Below are 22,920 nucleotides of genomic sequence, written 5' to 3' on the forward strand. Positions count from 1 at the left end.
CACGATGCGCCAGTTTGCTGCTTATCTTGGATAAGACTTAAACTGGTTAGTTAATGGATCGTATTGATAGCCAAGCATATCAAGCTTACCTACAACACTTTCTATATCCATTTCATACATACTGATCAGCTCTTCAAAACTGTCGCACTCTAAGCGCAGTTTTTCGTTCACTATTCCCAGCAAGATAATGCTATCCAGGCTTTTGACGTTGCTTAAATCCATCTCGTACTCCTTACGAACACACTGACTAGAGTTAAGTTTAGAACGCTTACCAAGGTCACGCTAAAAAACAGATCACACTTCTTAAATCATATACGTGGTTACAATGCCCGAAGTTACAATGCCCAAACTGGCGTTAAACCAACAGCAGCCGCTAATAACATCAACAATGAAACCGTAAGTTGAAGCTTTTCAGGTGTCTTAACGAACAGTAGATGCCAACACCACACCACGATAGAAGAGATCAACAAAGCGAAGCTAAATAGTAACGTGGAAATTACTGGCTCTAACTGAGCTTCAGAGAGTGAGTAAACATTCACGACTGTTGCCAGTACCACCAACATACCCGCCAATACACCCACCACTGGCAAAACACGGTGGAAAGCTTGCAAACGCGTTCTTGCGATCGTCAGCAGTAAATGACCAAACGCAGCACCTAACAATACGACCAACAGCAGAGTCGTAATGATGCCGACTGTGGTTGCTTGCTCCGTCGCTTGAATAGCAACGTAAGATAACGCCAAACCACACGCCAAATACATAACCCAGATAGGGCCAGAATCACGAGTCTTCTTAGTTTGAACTTGAGAATAGAAATAAAAAATTGCGAACACGACCAGAAAGGCTTCAATTTTTACTGAGGCAACCGCCAGCCAAAGCACGCCAATTGCAGGTAACATCTTGTGAATACGGCCACGTTGTCCCGGGCAAATATCCCCTTTCACCAAGATGAGGGTTAAGATCAGTTGGGCTCCTAAAAGCATCGGAGCAAATTGTACTAATAACGTTTCGACCATTGTGGATCTACTTCTTCAGACTTATTTTCGCGAATAATATCAAAAACTGCTGCGAACACTAATCAAAATCACAAATTAGCGACGTTATTCAAGGCTTCAACTATGCTGTTGTATGGCTCTTTTGATGCTTTTAAAAGCGATATAGCGAAAGACACCAGAACTAACAGGGGCATGTTCTACTGGCTAGTCTAGTCTCATGCCGCTATAATTCCCGCCTCAAAAATCAGAGGTTGAAATATGTACAGCGATATCACTCCTATTCACGAACACAAAAAATACTGGGCCGAGTGCTACGGAACTGCACCCTTTTTGCCTACCAGTAGAAAGGAGATGGATGCTCTTGGATGGGATAGCTGTGACATTATTATTGTAACTGGTGATGCGTATGTCGATCACCCGAGCTTTGGTATGGCTATCATCGGCCGTCTGCTTGAAGCTCAAGGTTTCCGCGTAGGCATTATTGCTCAACCAAAGTGGGACAATAAAGATGCCTTCATGAAGCTAGGTAAACCTAACCTATTTTTCGGCATCACAGCGGGTAACATGGACTCCATGATCAACCGCTACACCTCTGATCGCAAATTACGTCACGATGATGCTTACACACCAAACAATGAAGGTGGCAAGCGTCCTGACCGTGCAACTCTGGTTTATTCTCAACGCTGTCGTGAAGCTTACAAAGGCACGCCAATCGTTCTTGGTGGTATTGAAGCGAGCTTGCGTCGTGTTGCTCACTACGACTACTGGTCGGATAAAGTTCGTCGCTCTGTATTGTTTGATGCAAAAGCCGACATTCTTCTTTTTGGTAACGCTGAACGTGCACTGGTTGAAGTGGCACATCGCATTGCCGACGGCGAAGACATGTCTACGCTAACCAATATCCGCGGTACTGCTATCAATCTTCCAGCAGCGCCTGAAGGCTTCAAAATCATTGACTCTTCTCGTATCGAAAAGCCGAACAAAGCGTATGTTCCCGTTAACCCATACGAAGTTGAAACCCAGTGTGATACCAAGAAAGACGAAAAAGAAGAAGTAAAAGCGCAGCCTATTACTATTCGCCCTTCTCGTCACGATGCAAAAACTACAGCAGTTCGTATCCCAGGTTACGAAAAGCTAAACAATGACCGTATTCTTTACGCTCACGCTAGCCGTATTCTACACCTTGAGACAAACCCGTACTCGGGTCGTGCTCTGATTCAACGTCACGGTGATCGTGAGCTCTGGGTTAACCAAGCGCCAATTCCACTGACTACAGAAGAGATGGATTACGTGTTTGGCCTTGCTTACAAGCGTGTTCCTCACCCGATGTACGGTAAAGCGAAAATCCCAGCATACGACATGATCAAAACCTCGGTTAATATCATGCGTGGTTGTTTTGGTGGTTGTTCTTTCTGTTCAATCACAGAGCACGAAGGTCGTATCATTCAAAACCGTTCGAAAGAATCTATCTTGGATGAGATCGAAGACATTAAAGATAAAGTACCGGGCTTTACCGGTACTATTTCTGACTTAGGTGGTCCAACGGCGAACATGTACCGTTTAGGTTGTTCAGATCCAAAAGCAGAAATTAACTGCCGTCGTCCATCATGTGTGTTCCCGAAAATCTGTGAAAAGCTAAACACAGACCATCAACACACCATCGACCTGTACCGCTCAGCAAGAAAAGTACCGGGCGTTAAGAAGATCATGATTGCTTCTGGTGTTCGTTACGACCTAGCGATTGAGTCTCCAGAATACGTTCGTGAGCTTGTGACTCACCACGTTGGTGGTTACTTGAAGATTGCTCCAGAGCATACTGAAAAAGGCCCGTTGGACCTGATGATGAAACCGGGCATGGGCACTTACGATCGTTTCAAAGAGATGTTCGAGAAGTACAGCGCTGAAGCCGGTAAGAAACAGTACCTGATTCCTTACTTCATCTCTGCTCATCCGGGCACAGAAGACGAAGATATGCTTAACCTTGCAATGTGGCTGAAAAAGCATAACTACGAATGTGACCAAGTACAGAACTTCTACCCATCGCCAATGTGTAATGCAACATCGATGTACTACTCAGAGACCAACCCTCTGAAACGCGTGAAATATAAGAAGCGTGAAGATGTTCCTGTACCTAAAGGTGATCGTCAACGTCGTCTCCATAAAGCACTGCTACGTTACCACGATCCTGAAAACTGGAAGATCATCCGTGAAGCGCTGATCAGTATGGGCAAACAGCACTTGATCGGCGACAAAGTAAACTGCCTAGTACCAGCAGAAGACTTTGATGCTCAAACGCCAGCACAACGTCGTAAGTCTGGTCGTCACGGTTCACAACGTTTTGCGACTAAACACAGCAAATCTCAACCGGGTTTAGGCGGCGAGAAGCCACGTAATCACTCTAAATCTGGTGGCAAGAAGCCTACTGGTAACGGTAGCCAAGGCAATGCTAACCAAGGTAACGGAAAGCAAAACGCTGGTGGTAGTAACAACGGTAACGGTCGTAAACCAGCGACAGGCTTCATTAAGAAAGGTCCTGGTAGTCAGCAATCACAAGGTAATGGCAGCGGAAACGGCAAACCAAACCGCAATAAAGGCGGTAATGGTCAAGGTGGCAAACCTGCAAGTAACGGCAAGAACCGCCAGCGCGCAGCACAACGCTAATATCGCAAGCCAATTTATTCTGTTATCGTAAAAACACAAAGCGCAGCTATTTAGCTGCGCTTTTTTGTTTTTGCCAACTCATCAAAAATCTCACTGAGTTGTCTAACGAGTAAATACCCAATACTGACTAAACAAATAGTTGGTGACCATACCCACTAAGATACCAACCGCCATTGCGATAAACACGGCCCCAGTAAATGCAGGCAACAGTTCCGTCATCAACTTAAAGCACAACAAATTAGGAATCGCCGATATCGATGCGGAAAACATGAATTTCTGCCACTGGATCAACTTTTCGGACCAACTCCCCTGACCTTTGAATCCAAAAGTCAGCACGCGATTACCAAACCACGTTGTCGTTGCAGCAGCAATGAACGAACCAATTCTCGCCGTCATTAAAGGCAAACCAGCAATGTAATGCAGAAAGGCAAATACCGCACAATCAACAACAAATCCACCAGCACCAACCACAGCAAATCGAACCATCCTGTGATGGGATTGGAGCTTTTGACTGTGTGCCTGAAGCTTATTATTGAACATTTGCAGCCCTAAGTTAATGCTGAACATCACTTTCACTTCGAATGTGGCTCAACGACAAATTTGGTTTGATGTTTTGGCTATGACAGCTGAACAAAGCACGCTTTATTTTCACCGTTGGTTCCAAAATACAAGTTAACGCGTTGTCTTTAATCTTGGTTTCCACTTCAGATCTTTTACCAATCAGATAGAACTTATCAATGCCCTCTATCTGCTCGATATCGAGAAGTCTTTTCGCTTGACCATGACTGTAAAATTGCCCAGAGAATGGTCGTTTACCCACGTAAAAGCTTGGCGAAGAATCCGTAATCTGTTCGAAAATAATACGGTCACTTTTCTCGTTCGCCTTGCCGAGATTCAGGTAGACCATCGCAATCATTAGCAACACAGGCAGAACCAAAGCCACGCTCGAGAACCACTTATTATCTTTTTCCACTACGAGTATAGCAATCAACAAGCCAAGAGCCGGAATACCTGGTAGGACGTAAGCTGGGAGAATATTGCCCGCCATAGTGAAAAGAATCAGAGGTGAAATCAACCAACAGACAAGAAATGAAAACAGCCCACTATTCTCAGTGTTAATTTCTGCAATTTTCTTACGGCGGACAAACGCTAATATAGGCAAAACAATTGACCAAGGCGCAGCGGCTTGAATCCAGAACACCCAGATCATACCTCGTGCTTGGTCGTGAGCAGAACCGTACAGATCACCTTCCCAGCCACTCACAACAAAACGCTTAAAGTGTTCGCCAACAATAAAGTAGTCGATGAAGCCCGGCGTTGCCATTTCAGCCATGATGTACCAAGGTAGAGCAATCGCTAACATCACACCTAAACCAGACAACAATGGGAAACGTTGCCAAAGCGCTTTGAAAGCACCAAAGAAGCCGTGTTGTAATACCAACCAAGGGAAAACTGCGATACCCATGATGACAATCGCTACCGGCCCTTTTGCCAGCAAGCCTAGTGCTAAACCAATGAAACCAACGTAACCCCAAGATCGATTAGTCTTCGCACTCCCTTCACCCTTCCCCGCATCTCCTCCTAGCCAACATAGGTAGAAACCCAGCATGGCAATAGTCATCGCTAAGGTTAACGCGATGTCTGTCATCACAGCACCTGCCGCAATAGAGAAAATACCACATGTCGCCAACACTACCGCGGCAACCAACGCACTTTGCCCTGTTCGTTTCGCCATGTAAGAGGTCAACAAAATCGTTGCTACACCCGCTAACCAATGTGGTGCGCGAACGGCAAACTCACTCAGGCCGAACAACTCAATACCGGCAGCGCTCATCCATGTAAACAACGGTGGCTTACCCCAGAAAGGAATACCGTAATCAAACTGAGGCGTTAACCAATTCCCAGTTTCCACCATCAGACGTGCCATTTCGCCATAGCGCGCTTCTGTGGTATCCATTAATGGATAGGTTGCCAAAGATAAAAGCCTTAAAACCAATGCAAAAGCCAACAAGTACCATAGGTGCGTTCGGTTCAGGTTCCGGCTCATGCTGACTCCTCTAATTTAAAATGTGTTTTTAATGCCGGTGTATCGACCACCGATTGGATCAGATACAAAGGACGATTCTTGGTTTCAATGAAAATACGACCTATGTACTCTCCCATTAAACCAATACACAACAGTTGGATACCGCCAAGGGCAAGCTGTACGACCATCATTGACGGATAGCCCGTGATGGGCTCACCAAACATCATGGTTTTGAACACGATGAAGACGCCATACACGAAAGCAGTAAGTGCCACTAAGCCACCAACGGCCGTCGCAATACGCAGTGGGCGGATAGAGAATGAAGTGATGCCATCCATCGCCAAGCCAACCAGCTTCAAGTAGTTCCACTTAGTCTCACCACAAAAGCGCGCGTCGCGCTTAAACTGAATCGTTGCTTGCCTAAAACCCGGCCATGAGAAAATACCTTTCATGTAGCGATTACGTTCAGGAAGTTGATTGATATGGTCGACGACTTCACGGCTCAACAGTCTGAAATCACCGACATTTTCAGGAACATCGATTTTCGCAGCCACATTCATGACTTTGTAAAAGCTCGCCGCTGAAAACTTCTTAAACCACGTTTCACCATCACGCTGGCTGCGCTGCATATTCACAACGTCATAGCCTTCGCGCCACTTGGCAACCATTTGTGGGATCAGCTCTGGCGGATCTTGCAGGTCTGCGTCTAACAAGATCACCGCTTGTCCTCGGCAATGCTCAAGGCCAGCACTCATGGCTGACTCTTTACCAAAGTTACGGCTTAAACCAATCACCGAGATTGAGCTGTTGATTGAAGTGAATGAACTCACCAAGTCCAAGCTGTTGTCTTTGCTGCCATCGTCGACATAAACAATCTCACTCGTGATCGGTAAGCTATCAAGCACCTTGGTAAGGCGAGAGTGGAACTCTTCCAATACCTCTTGTTCATCGTAAAAAGGCACAATGATAGACAAAGAGACCGCAGGATTGATCTGCGATGTAGATATCTTAGGGCGGCTAATATGAAGTTCAGACATAATACGTTCTTCTATTTTTTAATCTGAAGCCAATCTACCCTCCCATAAGTGAAAGTTATGTTATTGACATATTTTTCACGCTCACTCAGGATAATGTTACTGTCTATTTCTGTATGAGAATCAAAATGAAACGAGTTCTATTAGTCGAAGATAACCGTGAAATTGCAGGTGTCTTGTTTGATTATTTTGAGTGTATTGGCATGGAACTCGATTACGCAGACAACGGTGAACTTGGCCTACAACTCGCGTTGGAAAACTCATTTGATATCATCATATTGGATCTAATGTTACCGAGAATGGACGGCCTAACGGTTTGTAATAAACTGCGAGACCAAGGTAACGCGACACCTATTTTGATGCTGACCGCCTTAGATAGCCGAGAAGATATGCTGAAAGGCTTTGAACACGGTGCCGATGATTACCTCACCAAGCCTTTTGATTTGGATATTCTAGAAGCAAGAATGAACGCGTTAGTCCGTCGTTACCGCGGAAAAGTCGCCTCTTCAAAACTTCAGTTCGATGAACTCACCATCGACCAAAAAACCCGTAAAGCTTACCGCCAAGATAAACTACTAGCGCTCAATCCAACCACTTACACCATACTTGAGATGCTGTGCCAAAGCGCACCTGAAGTAGTCACTCGTGAAGCTATTTCCTACAAGTTATGGGAAGAAAACGAGCCCAACAATGATGTGTTGCGCAGTCACATTTATCAGTTACGTAATCAACTCGACAAGCCTTTTGACACTCAGATGTTAATTACGGTTCCTAAGGTTGGATTCCGCCTGGAGTCTTACAATTGATTCTCAATGTTCTCACCAGCACTAAGACCCTAACAGGCCGTTTAGCGCTTTTCTTTGGCTTAATGGCGGTGATTGTGACGGCATTTGTCTATGTAGTCTTTATATCCGCACTGTTTTTGTCTGAAGACCGCGTCGGCGAAAGACGAATCCTGATTGACCGCAATTACGCCGTCAGTCTATTTCAAGCTGGTGAGAGGGGCGAACTAAGAATAGATGAGCTGACCACTGCCTATAACGACCCTACCCTCATACCGGAAGAATACTTTAAATTTATAAAAGGCAGAGAAAACTTCCTTGGCGAAGTGGGTCAAGAGCCGAATTCACGTATGGTTTATGTAGGGGAATATTCAGACCAAGGAAAAACCTATCCTATTATTCTACTGTCTGAGATAGACCTTATCGAACTGGATCAAACAGAATCAGTGTACGCGACAATGTTTATACTCACGTTGCTTTCTATCCTAATTTTTGGCTTTGGTTCGCTACTTTATCGATTATCGAAACGTCTCATTGAACCATTCAACTCTCTCTCTGCCCAGCTTGAGTCGAACAAACTCAACCTCAACGAGGAATTTGGAGTGAGTGACGATGCTGCGATTGAATTCCGTCAACTGACCGATCAACTCAATCAATATCGTCGAGAAATCAACTCACTAATCAAGCGAGAACAAGCCTTTGCACGCTACGCAAGCCATGAATTGAGAACACCATTAACGGTTGCACGTGGTGCTAATAAGCTATTACTTCGTAGTGATACTACCGAATTTCAATCTCGTCAGGTTGAACGTATTGATGAAGCCATTGTTCAAATGTCTGAAATGGTCGATGCACTGCTTGGTCTCGTTCGCTATGAAAGAAACAGTGACGATGCACCTCTACGTTTATTCAGCCAGCAAGAGCTAGAGACTATCGTTTCTAAAAATTCGTTGCAGGCTGACGAGAAGGAAGTCGCGATAACCTTACAAGTTCAATCAGAACCAACCATTCAAGCCACCAGCGCGATCATGAATATGTTGGTCGGTAACTTGTTAAGAAACGCGATTGCAGCAACTAATAGCGGTACAGTAACTATCACCCTTTCTCAAGACAGTCTTATTATTGAAGATCAAGGCGAAGGCCTGCAGGAGCAATACAACCCGAATGGACATGGGCTAGGTTTGTTGATTGTCGATGACTTGTGTCAGCGTTTTCATTGGGACTTTGAATTGTTCAATCGCAGCTGCAGTGGATGCACAGCCAAGATCACCTTTCAAGCCGATTCATCCGAGTCAATATCGAACGAAAACTTGATTTAGTTGGTTTACAGCCGCCTCTGGCTACTAGATACTCGTCCGTCCTATTTGATTTAAAAATGCTTGCTCTTTAGTCAGCATTTTGTTTAAGTGCGATGAAACTAAATAATAGCCCTGTAACTCAGCATCAATTTAACGACCACGCCTTTTTCTTAAAGCGTGACGATCAACTTCACTCACACTTTTGCGGTAACAAAGCCCGCAAGTTCATGAAGCTGCTGGAAGACGAGCACCCAGAGACAACAACCTTGATCAGCTATGGTTCTGCGCAGGCTAACTCTCTGTTCTCACTCGCGGCACTGGCAAAGATCAAAGGTTGGACGCTTGAGTTCTACGTCGATCATCTTCCCGAGTGGCTACTAGAACGCCCAATAGGTAATTACCGTGGTGCAGTAGACCTTGGCGCTAAGGTGATTTCAGTCAAAGAGACAGGCTCTGAGCTTCATCCTAAAGAGTATATTGAGCAAGTAAGGCAGCCTGACTCCCACTGCATTGTGTTACCAGAGGGTGGACGTTCTCAGCTTGTTGAGTATGGTGTTAAGCAATTGGCAATGGAGATACTGAGCTGGACTCGCTTCGAAAACCAACACGATTTTGTGGTCGCACTGCCCGCAGGGACAGGCAGCACAGCTCTCTATCTTCATAAGCATTTAAAGCTGCACAACATCCCGGTATTAACCTGTGCTTGTGTTGGGGGCAGCGACTATTTAACGCAGCAATTTAATGAGCTAGGTGAAACCGAACATCCACAGATCTTATCGCTCGAAACCAAACACCACTTTGGGAAATTGTATCAACAGGATTATCAAACTTGGTTGGATCTACAAGAGCAAACCGACATCGAGTTTGACCTGCTTTACGACCCATTGATGTGGCAATGCTTAGAACAATGGCAGAAAGATAACCCAACCAAAACCATTATCTACATTCACCAAGGCGGTATCTTAGGTAACGAATCGATGCTGCCACGCTATCAGCGAAAATATCCAGATATGTGCCGTAGCACGACTAACGCTTCCTGGTAATTGCCCCGTCACACCGAGCTCTGGATATTCGAATTTCCGTAATCTGAGAACACCGTCATACAAGCATCACACTTGATCGTGATGGCTGTTTTAGCGTTTCACTTTCATATTTTACCTCTACTCTTACACTTCAAATTAAAGACAGTAATCTGGCGAGAATCATCGCGTTATCTATACTTTCGATTGGAACGTCATTGTCTTCTGAAGGAATAACGCATGCGAAAACTCACTACACTCGGCCTGTTTTCAATCTTACTACCCTTTTCAGCTATTTCTGGAGAAAACGTCACTTACCAAGTCGACGGGATGGACTACGAAGGTTATTGGAGTGAAGCCAGTGACCAAGCGCCTTTGGTACTGCTAATTCACGATTGGGATGGCTTAACCGATTACGAAAAGAAGCGTTCTGAGATGCTCAACGAACTCGGTTACAACGTGTTCGCTATCGACCTGTTTGGTAAAGGCATTCGCCCAACCGAAGTGAAAGACAAAAAACAACACACAGGTGAACTGTACAAAGACAGAGAGAAAATGCGTGCGCTACTCAACGCAGGAGCCATGGAAGCGAAAAGACTTGGCGGCAACTTAGATAACAACGTAATAATGGGATACTGCTTTGGTGGAGCTGCTGTATTGGAAGCTGCTCGTGCGGGAATTCCTTCGAAGGCTTACGTAACCTTCCATGGCGGTTTATCAACACCAAAAAGCCAAGACTACTCGCAGACTAAAGCTCCCGTAGTCGTGTTCCACGGTACGGCTGATGCCATGATTTCAATGCACGACTTTGGAAGCCTCGCCGCTCAACTTGAATCAACCAAAGTTCCGCATGAGATGATCACTTATAGTGGTGCGCCACACGCCTTCACAGTATTCGGATCGAATAACTATCAACATGAAGCTGACCAAAAATCATGGCAACGCTTTACTCAGTTGTTAAGTTCGGTATCTCGTTAACTTTCAATCTAGGTAACAGCCCAACGGCAGCCTGTTACCTAATTCGTACTAATTATTAGCGAGTATTTCTTTAAATTTGGTGTTCGTCACCAATAAAGAAAGCGCTTTCTTGTAGTGTATCTCTATTATCAATCAGGCACTCTGAATCAGATATGCTTTTTTAACTGTGAGAAATTATGAAATATTTAGCAATTCTACCAGCGGTATTCGCACTAAGCGCCTGTTCAACAGTGACAGAGTCACCGGTTAGCTACCACAAAACTTCTCCGGGGCTAGAGTCACTACAGAACAACGAAAACTGCTGTGAAAACCTGAGTACAATTCAATATCAAAGCGTTACGAACCCAGAAGAAACATCTGTTTCGATCACCACAGCAAGCCCTAAGATCGAGTTCAAATCGGGCCGATCCTTTGCTGGAGGGCTAAAGCTTCCTGCAACACTAGATGCTATTCGTTTTTCAGTGACTTCAAATGCTAGTTATTCAGCATTCGTTCCGTCACTTTTAGTCTTAGACAAAAATTACCAGCCGCTAGATGTCATTGGCAATGAAAGTATTAAGTACCAACCACTTAGCCTGCTTGATGGTGCACAATATGGCGCGCAAATCGAACTGCAAGAACGTTACTTAAACGGCGAGGCTCCTGCTTACTTGGTCGTATTCACAACCAGCGAAGCACTCGCGGAAACAACTCCTGTCGAAAAACCAAGTGATATGGCGATACGTTCTGGTGATATCCAGGCAAACATCGCTCATAACACGGACTACGCCATCCCTCATTCTGCAATCGGGAAAGTCTCCTTTGATTTTAAATTCACAGCGGTAACCACCGTTGTTGAAGAACAAAACCGTCAAAAGCGAGTTCAACAAATTATTCCAGAATCAACCGTAGCCCAATCAGATTTATTAACGGAAAATACACTGAATAAGAAAGAGGTTTATCAAACTCTTATAGAAAACTCGGTTTCATCTGGAGATTTTAGTGCAGCACTGACTTACGTTGAAGAATCTGAGCGATTAGGAATCGAAGGGATGCGAAACTCCTTTGTTGACGCGATGAAGCAATATCAAAAAGCACAATAACTCAGCCTCAAAGTAGTCGTTTATTTTCTCTCACTTTACCTCTTTTTTGAGCAACGAGAGTTAAATAAACGACTGTTATCCCTCAGCCCTATTCAGGCATAAACGAAAATTCTAATTGCTCCAATTCTAAGCCTAATTTGATGAATTCAATATCCAAAGAATAAAAGCCTTTATCAAGCTTAACGGAGAGCCCCTCAACTGAAACTGTCTCGCCATTAGTACCATTCACTGATAGAGACATCGCGTACACGTTATTGATACTTAAACTACACGCAGATTGAGCCAAAGTGCCGCTATCATAGTTAACAATACCTGCACATCGATACACACCAGCCTGTTTAACTTCCAAAACAATGCTACGGTTTTCTCTGATATTAAGTGGTAATACTATTGCATGTTGCTCTGCCGTCAGAGAGCAAAAGTCTCCATCAGTTTTACTCTGTTGTTTATTAAAATTTTGGGTCGCCTCAAAGCTCTTAACTGGATCAAAAGCGACTAATGGGCGACCCATTGCTGGAGAGTCCATAATAAAACGACAAATATTCATCGCGCTTCGTTGCAACTCCCCTAAGCTCAACGTTCCGTTTTCAAGCGCCTGTAACGTATCGTCATTCGACACGTTATTTTCAGCACCATCATGCTCAACAACCATATACAGATCATTTTGAGAGCGAAGCATAAAGGATGTGTAACTTCGACTTTCAGAACCACCTTTGATTGGGTCATTCATTTTTGCCCACCAATCCGTCATCACTATCCCCTTATAACCCCACTCCCCACGAAGAATCGTGGTATTGAGGTCGTAATTGGATGCAGCCCAGTGACCATTAATAGGATTGTAGGAGGTCATAACACTCGAAGCTCCTCCTTGTTTTACCGCTATTTCAAAAGGCTTCAGATGAATCTCACGAAGCGCTCTCTGAGATACAACACTATCAACATCAAACCGTGACGTTTCTTGATCATTCGCCACCAAATGCTTGATTGTGCCAGATACTCCTGCAGCTTTAAGACCAAGAGTTTGAGATGCTGCCATTACCCCTGAGAGAAATGGATCTTCTGAGAAATACTCAAAATTTCGACCATTCAAAGGGTGGCGGTGAATGTTAATCCCAGGACCAAGCAACGTATCAATATGATTGGCTTGCATCTCTTTCCCCACTAAATGAAATAGTTTCTCATTCAGTTCCGGGTTCCATGTACAGCCTAATAATGTACCAATTGGGACTTGAGATGCTTTATGTCCGCTGTCCATTCGGATACCAGACGGACCATCAGCAGCTGCAACGACAGGGATGCCTAAATCAAATAAGCTCGGCGAAACACCACCAAAAGCAGCAGCAGTACCTGGCGTCACCTTAGGGCTGCACATACCTTCCCCACGAACAATTGTCGCTAACTGCTTTACGTTCATTTGCGAGACAAATTCGTCAATGTTCGCTCGCCCCTGCTTAACATCCAGTAAACGAATGCCCGTATCTTCACCAAGAGGAATAGAGCTTGGAAGCTCACTCAGAATACGTTTACTCAAATCTATAGTTCGTAGTGGTACAGATTCATAGTCACAACTGTAAACCCCATTTTCCTCGTTGCCTTTTGGGATCAACCTACTAAATCCGGTGACAGGAGCAAGTGCTTCCGTTAATTGCTCAACAACCAACAGCTCTTCTATTTTAACGCTCTCACTAACAAGCTTTGCCTGGCGAACACTTCCTCCTAGATAAAAGTGATATTCTCCAGCTTCAAGTACGTAACTATTTGGATGTCCCGTTTTACCGGAGTCATCAAATGATGCGAAGGAAGATAGAGGACATGAAATAGTCAAACACACCGTATCTTGCGGGCCCAAGGTCGGTGTTTTCACAAACCCGATCAGTGCTCGTGTTGGTTTACCAAGATGACCTTGAGGCGATTCAACATACAGTTGAACCACATCCTTACCACTGTATTTCTCGCCTATGTTTTTAACTTCAATATCGAAGACCAACTCTTGTTCAGAGCCGGAACCAAGAATCGTCAATGCATTTAATTTATTGGAAAAGCGGGTGTAGGACAGCCCAAAACCAAATTCAAATTGAACAGCTTTAGGATTGAAAGTTTCAAAATACCGATACCCGACATAGATATCTTCTTGATATAAATTCCGGTCTTTGTTTCCAAAATTCGGGCTCGAAGGGTAATCAGATAAAGAGTGCGCAATCGTGTCGGTCAAACGGCCACTTGGGCTAACATCACCAGATAAGACATCCGTAAGAGCATGCCCACCTTCCATACCTGCGGCCCAACTATACAGAACAGCCTTAATCGCAGCAGCACCTTTAAGTGAAGTTGTCCATGACATATCAATAATGTTGGTCACGTTCAGTATCACAATGACATCATCAAAATGTTCCGTCACTTTCTCCAACATTTGCATTTCGAGCGCGGTTAAATTGTAACTGCCTTGCTGCTGTGCATTATCTTGATCCTCACCCGCCGTTCGACCGATAAAGATAATAGCTTTGTTAGATTTGGCGGCGGCATCCATCACAACAGAAGTTGAAAGAGGCATTTCATCTTGAAACCAAGGTTCAGCTGCCCAACCACCACCGCCGTCATTGAACGGGTTGTCCTTGATCCAACGTTGGTATACCTCCACCAAACTGAGATTAAGATTGATGTTTGGATTTTCATACAAGCCCTGTAATGCATTTACGGAATAAGGCACATTCACCGCTCCACCAGATCCAGTGCCACTTCGGTAGGTATCAATCTGACAGCGACCAAAAAGAGACACCGTATCACTAGCCTGCAATGGCAATATTGAATCACTATTTTTTAGTAGCACAATGCCCTCAGCAGCCGCTTGTCGACTTATGGGTGCAAGCTGCTTCTGTGCTTCGAGAGTTTCCACAGTATTCATTTTGAGTCCTACTATTTTTTTACTTAGAGCAAAAGTTTTGCCTCTCGCTCTAAAAGTTAATATTGTCTTTGTTCAAAAAATAGTAATATTAACTACGGCGTGTAACTACCAAATAAGCGACAGAAGTAGGTAAAATAGCGACATGAAAACCAAGTTTAGACTCCAAAGTCATCAGAGATATCCTCAGATAAAATTTGCCTATGTCGATGGTCATCACGATTTCGACTTTGACGTACATAGCCATGACTTTTCTGAACTTTTCTTAGTTGTGAGCGGTAGTGGAAAGCATACGGTAGCTAGCCACACCTACCCTTTAAGTACAGGAGATGTATTTGTTATTAATGGGGATATTGAACATGGATTTTGCGAAGTAAATAAACTGAAGATTGTAAACTTGATGTTTGATACGGCATTGCCTTTTTTTGAGGTCCCTTCAATGCGTCAAATGCCAGGCTATCAAGCGCTTTTCAAGGTAGAACCAATTGCTCGACAAGCATCTGAATATCAAGCAAAGCTTACGTTATCACTTTCTCAGTTGAAACGAATTAATGGACTTCTACAACAAATCAAATCGGAATACGACAACGCAGAACAGGGGTTTGAAATCATATTGACGAGCACAATGCAGCAACTTGCGATAGAACTTTCTCGGCGATATCAAGAACAGACCCATAGCTTACCAAAAACAACCTTGGCATTGAGCCGTGCTCTCGCACATATTGACCGTCATTACAAAGACGTGGGATTGGATACAGAAGCTATCGCGCAAGCGGCTTATATTAGTAAACGACAACTAGAAAGGCTATTTAGGCAATTTTTAAATACATCCCCAAATCAATACCTCAAAGGCCTTCAAATTAGACATTCGGCGACGCTATTATTAAACGACAGCAACAGTATCCAGCATATCGCTGAGTCTTGTGGGTTTTCTGACAGCAACTATTTTTCCAAGTGCTTTAAACTTCAAAATGGATGCAGCCCTCGAGAGTTTAGAAATCAACATGCTTGCCATAACTCATAATCCTTTACCCCTTAAGCCTTAAAAGATTAGATATACCACACATAAAAAAACCGCTTCTTTCGAAGCGGTCGATGAGTATCTTTGGCAAGAACACATTTGAAATGAAATTCAAATATGGAAGACTCATAGCAATAAAAATGAAACTCTTTGTGCTGCTAGGAAAGAGCTCAACTATTGCAATAAATAGGGATATCGAGAACCTTGCCCGCCCTAAAGGCAAGGCCGTCATACCACTCCCCCGGTATGCTCGATATCACTTAAGACCCGAAGGTAAAAATTCTACCACCACATGTCAGCTTGAATACCTACAACAAAGTCACCCTCTTTACCCGTGCCGTCTTGCATTTCACCATCAAGGTAAGATGCCATGAAGCGAATTTCTGGAGATGGACCGAAGCCAGAGTGCACAACTAGAGTCGGTGCTACTGTTAGCTTGTAATCATAAGAATTCTTTGACTCACCATTACGGTCTTCGTAGTTGTACATATAACCAGCTTCGGTAGCGATAAAGAAGTTTTCTGAAATTGGGAACGTTGGTCGCACCATTGCTGATGCCCAGCCGTCTGTGTCACCATTATCAAAATCGTTGTACTGGGTTTGAAGAGAGTGGAAAATATTCACACCATTTTCAAAAAAGTACCCACCCCATGCTAAAGCACGTAGTGATACATCGTTTTCATCAACAGCCTTCAAACAAGACGTACCACAACCCGTGCCTGTCGTTAACCAACTTTGATAGTCACTACCAGGCTTGTACGTGTTGTAAGTCGTAAGAGTACCGCCTAAAAGGTTACCCGAACCTAAGCCTTTACCAGCCTGCGCGATGTATTTTGTAAAACCTTTATCTGACAACCCAAAGACAGACTCAGTGTGAACAATTGCCGTCATTTCATAGCCATTCTCAGCGAATGCTTCTGGGCCATTACCAAAACCTAAATCGACCATATTGTCTGGCATATACTTAGCCATAGCGTGAAGCTCAACACTGCCAAAGTTCACGCCAGCATGAAGTGCATGCATGATGTTGTTGCTGTCACCCCAGAAACTTGTATCGCCAGAGTCATCGCTTGCAATATAAGCAAAGTCCCACTTATTGCCACCTAGCTCAACACCTTCAATACCAACACCAGTACCTGACATATCCGTGTAGAAAAAGTCGGTCATAAAGATGTAATTATCTTTACCATAAAAGCGCTTACCACCCCATACAACACCGGTTTCAGATACACCTTCAAACTCGACAAAAGTTTCTGCCATACCAATTTCGCTGTTGGTTGCATCGGCATTGGCACCAAGTTGGTTAGTTGCATATTCCGCATTATTGGCTGCAGCTCGTGTTTTGATTCGAATTTTCTGACCACCGTCATTCTCAAAATTTTTCTGCAGTGCTACTTCAAAGTGGCTGTCCGACTCAACACCCAATCGACCTAAACGCTCTTTAGATGCTGGGAACTTTGCACGTTTAAAATCGTCATTTTCACTGAATAGAACACCAGCACGGAAATAGCCGTGAAATTCAAATCCATCCGATTTTTCGGCATATGCAGTAGGTACAGTAGACAAGCCAGCAGTAGCGACTAAACAAGCAAGGGTAAGCTTAGAAAGTTTCATAATAACTCCATGTTCCAAATTATACTTTCAAAAAGAAAGCGCTTTCTTTGTTTTTCTTAAAAAAACCAATCGAACAGATTTAAAGAAGATCAAATCTAAGCCCACATTCACTATGCACTCTTAACCTTATTGGCTTTAACCGCTCAGTTGGTATGGAAAGAGTATAAATGGATCTTGTGAATATAAACCGTGATCAACCCCACCAAAGAAAGCGCTTTCTTATGCATAAGTCACAAAAATAGAGATGTTAAGTATTTTGTTTGAACAATCATGGAACCAAGTAAAATATCACTGTTCACATATTAAGGACGAATTACTCCGTTCAATCACTCAGAACCTGTTTCGGAATACATCGTCGATTATCTTCCTCGAATGCTCGTCGAATCGAGTAGGAGGAGGCCTCACGGCCTCCGTCCTCTCACACCACCGTACAAGCGTGGGTCGCATACGGCGGTTCCGAATATATTTTCAGTGACTCATACCCATCTCGCAATGAGTACAGGCCCAACTCCTCGAACCATTTTATTGGCATGGCGTGATTTATCTGCGGCGTTAAGGCCAAGTGCCACCACCCTTTATCTGACATCGCTACCTTCCACGCATTGCGCTCCGTTACACCTTGTTGTTGTAACCATGTCGCTATGCCGTATCTGCGTTTGCGTTGTTTTAAGCGGTAACATCGCAGCCGTCGCCGTATCCATTCGTCTAAGCGCTGCAAGCTGCTTTTCCCTATGGCGAGTTTGAAGTAGTGTTGCCAACCTCTTAGGTATTGAGTTAATTCCGCTATGACTGCTTGCAACTCTCGCCCTCGGTTTCGCTTCGTTATCTGCCGCACTCGCTTCTTCATTTGAGTTTGTGCTGCCTTCGATAGATGGATTGTTCCATCTATCCCGAAGCGGTGGCTTAAGTAAGTCCGCTCTGTCACTCTTGTCGCACCACTTTTCTCTCGATTTACCGTGAGCTTCAGCTTTTGCTCCAAGAACTCCGTTATCGACTCTTTAACTCGATAAGCGGCTTCTTCACTATGAACGTAGATTTGGCAGTCGTCTGCATATCGACAGAACTTATGCCCTCTGCGCTCTAACTCTTTATCCAGTTCATCTAATACGATATTGGATAGCAACGGGGATAATGGTCCACCCTGTGGTGTCCCTCTTTGTCTCTGTTCAACCATCCCGTTTCGCATTATGCCTGCCTGTAGATATAACCTGATGAGCTTCAACACTCGTTTATCACTGATGTCCTGTGACAGTCTGTACATCAGTCTATCGTGATTCACTGTGTCGAAGTATTTCGCTAGGTCGATATCTACAACATAACCTCGACCTTCTCGGATGTAATGACTGGCTGCCGTTAATGCATGGTGCGCACTGCGGTTTGGTCTAAATCCGTAACTGCTATTGGAGAACTTGGGGTCATAGATATCTGACAGTACTGAGGTCATTGCCTGTTGGACAACTCTATCAAGCACGGTTGGGATACCTAGTTGCCTTACGCCACCACTAGGTTTAGGGATTTCTACACCAAGTACCGGTTGAGGTTGGTAGCTTCCTTCCAGAAGACTCTGGCGAAGCGCTTGCCCATTTGAAGCCTGTCGAAGTGTTGAGATAGTCGCATCTATGTCGAGTTTGTCGACACCTGCACATCCTTTGTTCTTCTTCACTCTTCGTAGAGCTTGATTCAAGTTGGTTGAAGAGCAGATTTGCTCCATCAACGACGTTGAGATCACCAAGACTCGTCCTCCTGTTTACGCCAATCATGCTTGTCATTCTTCATCACCATGAGCTTTACTTGCTGTATCGCCCATTGGGACGTAGAGATGGTTTTCATCTTGCTATGACCCCACATGACTGAGTGTCTAGTGACTGCTTCTTGATATATTCAGTTCGGGCCTTCCCTTAAGTTGTACTTCCTTAAGGTACTATGCCTTCTGCTGACTTCTTATTGCTCGTCATACCGCATCGCTGCTGTATTAGTCTCTATCGAGACAAGTAATAAGATCTCCCGAGGTAAGACGTTGCTCTTTCCCTTGGCCGTGCCTGATTTATCACTACACACTTCCCGTCGAGGCATCGGGCTATTCTATCTATTGCTAGGTTGCCCAAGTTGTAATGACCTACTATCAGATTTCTGTTCGTCACAACCAAGTTTTGCCATTTGCTTCCTTCAGATTTCACCTCACGGTGAACACCCTTGCATAGGCTAACGGTTCTCGCTCGACTGAGCCCGTAGAGGACTTTCACCTCCTAGATCAACGCCATGCTCGGCGCACAATAAAAAAGGGAACATACATCGTATGTTCCCTTTATATTCAGAATTTTATTCAAACCCTTTTGTTAAAAAGCTTACTTTTCAAATCGAATATTGTCTAATTTAAAACTCATTTCTCTTTGAGGCTCAAACACTAAAAGGTTAGTGATCGTTGTTGGATCAGCTTGATTCCCACCAGCAAAACGGTTGTCTCTCTTTAAAATGTCAGCGATTGGAATACGTACCGTCTTCCATTCATTGATTGCTGATAGCGGCACGGTATAGTCACTTGTTTTCGGCCAGCCACTGTCCATCTTAACCAATAGTTCAACCCCGTCGGCCATGCTCTCAACTTTCAAATCAAAGACCAGTTCACCCGTTTCTTGCCAATGTGTCACATCTGTTACAGGAGAACGAAAATAGATATTTCCTGATCCTTGATTCTTATTCACTTGTAGCACTGTTCCACGATCTGGTTCGGTCACTTCTTGATAGTCAACAATATCCAATGGGTCATAACTTGCATAAGCCAAGCTTGCGTTAAGAGTTTCGGTAAAAATCTCCAACGTTGGTCCATCAGCATAACTATCATCGGTTGCTAAGATCTCTGGAGCTTCGTGCCCTATCACTTGTATTGCATGTTCAGAACGACTTGCACACCCTTTTCCTTTCCAACGATCAACCTTACAACGGTAAACCTTTACTGAATCAACTAGCATTGTTTTCGGAAACAAACCTTCGTCGATGCCTTTATCATTTGCGTTTGCTGACCACGCCCCACCGACGGCCAAGTTCAATAACAAATGAAACTTTTCATCAAACGGAGCTGCTCCACTCGCATTAATGAGTTTCCCTTCTTCCGCTTCATATTGGTTGTACCAGCCCTCTTGAGTTTGAGTCGCGTAATGAATATTGTCTACATACCAACGAATTTCACCTTCTTCCCACTCAATCGCGTATGTATGGAAGCCCTCAGTAGGGTTCACACCATTTGGCAATGTCGCGGCTTGCCCTTTATAAACATTGTCTGGCCAATTTCGTCCGTAATGTAACGTCCCGTAGACCCGGCTCTCTAGAGCATCATTTTTCGCTCCCGCCGCATCTGAAAGTGTGTTTAGGTTAACCGCTTCCATAATATCAATTTCGCCAGAAGCAGCCCATGTACCATATTTATTGTCGGTTGGCAGCATCCAAATCGCGGGCCATGAACCTTGTCCACCGGGTAACTTTGCTCTGATTTCATAACGGCCATATTTGGTGTCACGCTTGTCTCTTGTACTTAGCCTCGCAGAAGTATAAGGGAGTGTTTTAGTTGCTCCGCCAATCGTACCTTCGGCATTGTCAGGCCCAGTATGACTTTGCTTCAGCGCGACAATGTGTAAAAAGCCATCTTTAACAAATGCGTTATTAGGATCATCCGTGTAGCACTGTTGTTCATTGTTCCCTCCTCCCCAACAGTTCACTTCTAATGACCAATTACGTTTATTTATTTGCTCGCCTTCAAACTGGTCTTCCCACACCAATTGCCAGTCTGAACTTAAAGTAACTGGAGCATGGGATAGCACAATCGCTTTTTCAGTTTGAGCTAAGTCAGCACTTTCGGATACCGGCAGCTCTATCGCCGTGCAGCCAGACATCAAAGCGGCAGAAATAAAAGACGTTAATATCTTTACCTGATTGGTTAGATCTTGCATTACAACTCCTTGTATCACGACTTTCTAAGCAGGCGACACGTAATATCGGAGCCCATAACAGAAAGTCGATAAATGAATAAGTCCGCGAGCATGGACCCAATATGCCATGCACGACTGTTTCAAAATGAGTATATAAAAGTGCATAGTTCAAAAAAGAGACAACGCTCACCTTAAGAAAGCGCTTTCTTTTTGGATTTCACATTTTGCTAAAATTCGTTGTGGTTTGTGTAGATTCTCAAGAATCTTTTGACCTGATTATCTGCATAACACCCTAGAATCCCTTTTATTCTCAGGCTTCTATTTTTTCTAGCTTACAACGAAGCTCAGAAAAACAGATTCACTTTTATCACAATGCAAAGAAAGCGCTTGCTTGATATTTGAACGAGTATATGGAAATATTCGTGACCTTACTTTGTATGCTTAACCTTCAAATTTAGCGTTAAGCAGTTCAGAGTTTTTAAATATTAATCATTGGATTGCTAGGCTCTTATTGATCACGAAGGTAATATAGCTTAGTTCACTCCTTGTAGAGATAAGGCCACTACCATTGATCACCATTAAAGAAGTATCTGAACTTGCTCAAGTTTCTCAATCAACTGTCTCACGAGCATTAAATGGTCACCCTACGGTAAAGGAAGCCAATCGCGAAAAAGTATTCAAAGCTATTGAGCAACTGGGCTACAAGCCTAATGCGTTTGCACAAGCTCTAGCCTCCAGTCGTTCAAATAGCATTGGCATGCTAGTTGGTTCGCTTGATGGGCCTTTCTATGGACCATTAATGCATACAGCCGAAGATACCGTTCGCCAAAATAATATTCACTTAATCGTTACAAGTGGCCAGGAATCACGAACCAAAGAGCTCGATTCTATCCAGTTTTTGCAATCTAAACTTGTGGATGGCCTCATTGTTCACTCAGACAAGCTCAGTGATGACGAACTGATCAAAATAGCGAAAGACAGTGAAACAATGATTATTCTCAACCGTTTTATTCCTGAGATTTCTGATCGCTGTATTTACATTGATAATGAGCTTGGTGGCTACCTTGCAACGAAGCACTTACTTGAGAACGGCCATAAAAAAGTCGCTTGTATCACAGGCCAGTTGAGTAAAGTTGATAGTAGAGATCGCTTTCAAGGGTATCGAAATGCCTTGTTAGAGTTCGGTATCGAATACGACGCAGGGCTGTTTGTAGAGGGACGCTTTGATCATCAAGGCAACCACGAAGCTGCGCGACGCTTGTTAGACCGAGACCCTGAGATCACCGCGATTTTCTGTCAAAATGACAATATCGCGCTTGCTGTATATGACGTAGCAGCAGAGCGAAACCTCATTATTGGGCGAGACCTTTCAGTCGTAGGCTTCGATAACGATACTCATAGCCAGCATATTCGTCCTCGCTTATCGACGGTCGACTTTCCAGTTCATGAGATGGGAGAAGAAGCTGCAAAAGGTGTTTTATCGTTAATTAATAAACGCGACTACCCATTGAAGCACAAACTAACCCCGACATTGATTGTAAGAGAGTCCGTGGCTAAGCTTTGATTTTTGTATATCAAGCACCCCATT

At 44.0% G+C, this 22,920-nt stretch carries 17 protein-coding genes; 8 read left to right on the plus strand and 9 right to left on the minus strand.

The genetic code is table 11. The annotated features are described in order from the left end of the window. Nucleotides 1-21: 21 nt before the first annotated feature. Together BCU34_RS08045 and BCU34_RS08050 are read right to left on the minus strand one after the other, a co-directional pair. Nucleotides 22-222 carry a DUF4250 domain-containing protein gene (locus tag BCU34_RS08045; RefSeq protein ID WP_102480531.1) on the minus strand — a complete coding sequence of 67 codons (201 nt, stop codon included), beginning with the start codon at nt 220-222 and terminating at the stop codon, nt 22-24. Between the two features lie 113 nt (nt 223-335). Next, the gene (locus BCU34_RS08050) at nt 336-1,016 is read right to left on the minus strand and encodes a hypothetical protein (RefSeq protein WP_048659617.1); all 681 of its coding nucleotides are present in this window, start codon (nt 1,014-1,016) and stop codon (nt 336-338) included. Between the two features lie 330 nt (nt 1,017-1,346). Here BCU34_RS08050 and BCU34_RS08055 point away from each other — a divergent pair, with 330 nt between their 5' ends. Beyond that, nucleotides 1,347-3,656 carry a YgiQ family radical SAM protein gene (locus BCU34_RS08055; RefSeq protein ID WP_055319766.1) on the plus strand — a complete coding sequence of 770 codons (2,310 nt, stop codon included), beginning with the start codon at nt 1,347-1,349 and terminating at the stop codon, nt 3,654-3,656. Nucleotides 3,657-3,758: 102 nt separating this feature from the next. On the opposite strand, the gene BCU34_RS08060 is transcribed toward BCU34_RS08055, so the two are convergent. From BCU34_RS08060 to BCU34_RS08070, 3 genes are read right to left on the minus strand one after another with little or no spacing between them, the layout of a single operon-like run. Continuing rightward, a complete protein-coding gene (locus tag BCU34_RS08060; RefSeq protein ID WP_102480530.1) occupies nt 3,759-4,223 on the minus strand; it encodes a GtrA family protein in 465 nt (154 codons plus the stop codon). Beyond that, nucleotides 4,210-5,703, minus strand: coding sequence for an ArnT family glycosyltransferase (locus BCU34_RS08065; protein WP_102480529.1), 1,494 nt, complete (start codon nt 5,701-5,703; stop codon nt 4,210-4,212). Before BCU34_RS08065 ends, BCU34_RS08060 begins: the two co-directional genes overlap by 14 nt. Continuing rightward, nucleotides 5,700-6,719, minus strand: coding sequence for a glycosyltransferase family 2 protein (locus BCU34_RS08070; protein ID WP_048659621.1), 1,020 nt, complete (start codon nt 6,717-6,719; stop codon nt 5,700-5,702). Before BCU34_RS08070 ends, BCU34_RS08065 begins: the two co-directional genes overlap by 4 nt. A gap of 125 nt (nt 6,720-6,844) precedes the next feature. On the opposite strand from BCU34_RS08070, the gene BCU34_RS08075 reads away from it, so the two are divergent. From BCU34_RS08075 to BCU34_RS08095, 5 genes are all read left to right on the plus strand, one after another. Then, nucleotides 6,845-7,522, plus strand: a complete 678-nt coding sequence (locus tag BCU34_RS08075) for a response regulator transcription factor (RefSeq protein ID WP_102480528.1) — start codon at nt 6,845-6,847, stop codon at nt 7,520-7,522. Continuing rightward, on the plus strand, nt 7,519-8,817 hold the full coding sequence (locus BCU34_RS08080) for a sensor histidine kinase (RefSeq protein ID WP_102480527.1): 1,299 nt from the start codon (nt 7,519-7,521) through the stop codon (nt 8,815-8,817). Before BCU34_RS08075 ends, BCU34_RS08080 begins: the two co-directional genes overlap by 4 nt. A gap of 92 nt (nt 8,818-8,909) precedes the next feature. Next, a complete protein-coding gene (locus BCU34_RS08085) occupies nt 8,910-9,839 on the plus strand; it encodes a pyridoxal-phosphate dependent enzyme (RefSeq protein WP_102480526.1) in 930 nt (309 codons plus the stop codon). 216 nt (nt 9,840-10,055) lie between these two features. Further along, nucleotides 10,056-10,793, plus strand: a complete 738-nt coding sequence (locus tag BCU34_RS08090; protein ID WP_102480525.1) for a dienelactone hydrolase family protein — start codon at nt 10,056-10,058, stop codon at nt 10,791-10,793. Between the two features lie 176 nt (nt 10,794-10,969). Continuing rightward, nucleotides 10,970-11,875, plus strand: a complete 906-nt coding sequence (locus tag BCU34_RS08095; protein ID WP_061038885.1) for a MalM family protein — start codon at nt 10,970-10,972, stop codon at nt 11,873-11,875. An 88-nt stretch (nt 11,876-11,963) separates the two neighbouring features. Here BCU34_RS08095 and BCU34_RS08100 read toward each other — a convergent pair whose 3' ends face one another. Then, nucleotides 11,964-14,777, minus strand: coding sequence for a glycoside hydrolase family 3 protein (locus BCU34_RS08100; RefSeq protein ID WP_102480524.1), 2,814 nt, complete (start codon nt 14,775-14,777; stop codon nt 11,964-11,966). Nucleotides 14,778-14,919: 142 nt separating this feature from the next. Here BCU34_RS08100 and BCU34_RS08105 point away from each other — a divergent pair, with 142 nt between their 5' ends. After that, nucleotides 14,920-15,798: a helix-turn-helix domain-containing protein gene (locus BCU34_RS08105; protein ID WP_102480523.1), complete on the plus strand. Its 879-nt coding sequence runs from the start codon at nt 14,920-14,922 to the stop codon at nt 15,796-15,798. 279 nt (nt 15,799-16,077) lie between these two features. Here BCU34_RS08105 and BCU34_RS08110 read toward each other — a convergent pair whose 3' ends face one another. From BCU34_RS08110 to BCU34_RS08120, 3 genes are all read right to left on the minus strand, one after another. Then, nucleotides 16,078-17,409, minus strand: coding sequence for a carbohydrate porin (locus BCU34_RS08110; RefSeq protein ID WP_102480522.1), 1,332 nt, complete (start codon nt 17,407-17,409; stop codon nt 16,078-16,080). Between the two features lie 418 nt (nt 17,410-17,827). Further along, entirely contained in the window at nt 17,828-19,120 is a 1,293-nt protein-coding gene (ltrA, locus tag BCU34_RS08115; RefSeq protein WP_170961338.1) for a group II intron reverse transcriptase/maturase, read from the minus strand. 634 nt (nt 19,121-19,754) lie between these two features. Continuing rightward, nucleotides 19,755-21,353 carry a glycoside hydrolase family 16 protein gene (locus BCU34_RS08120; RefSeq protein ID WP_102479780.1) on the minus strand — a complete coding sequence of 533 codons (1,599 nt, stop codon included), beginning with the start codon at nt 21,351-21,353 and terminating at the stop codon, nt 19,755-19,757. Nucleotides 21,354-21,900: 547 nt separating this feature from the next. Between BCU34_RS08120 and BCU34_RS08125 the strand changes: the two genes are divergently transcribed. Then, nucleotides 21,901-22,896, plus strand: a complete 996-nt coding sequence (locus tag BCU34_RS08125; protein ID WP_102479779.1) for a LacI family DNA-binding transcriptional regulator — start codon at nt 21,901-21,903, stop codon at nt 22,894-22,896. Nucleotides 22,897-22,920: the final 24 nt, after the last annotated feature.

It is taken from the genome of Vibrio sp. 10N.286.45.E10, assembly GCF_002874195.2.
Lineage (GTDB): Bacteria > Pseudomonadota > Gammaproteobacteria > Enterobacterales > Vibrionaceae > Vibrio > Vibrio crassostreae.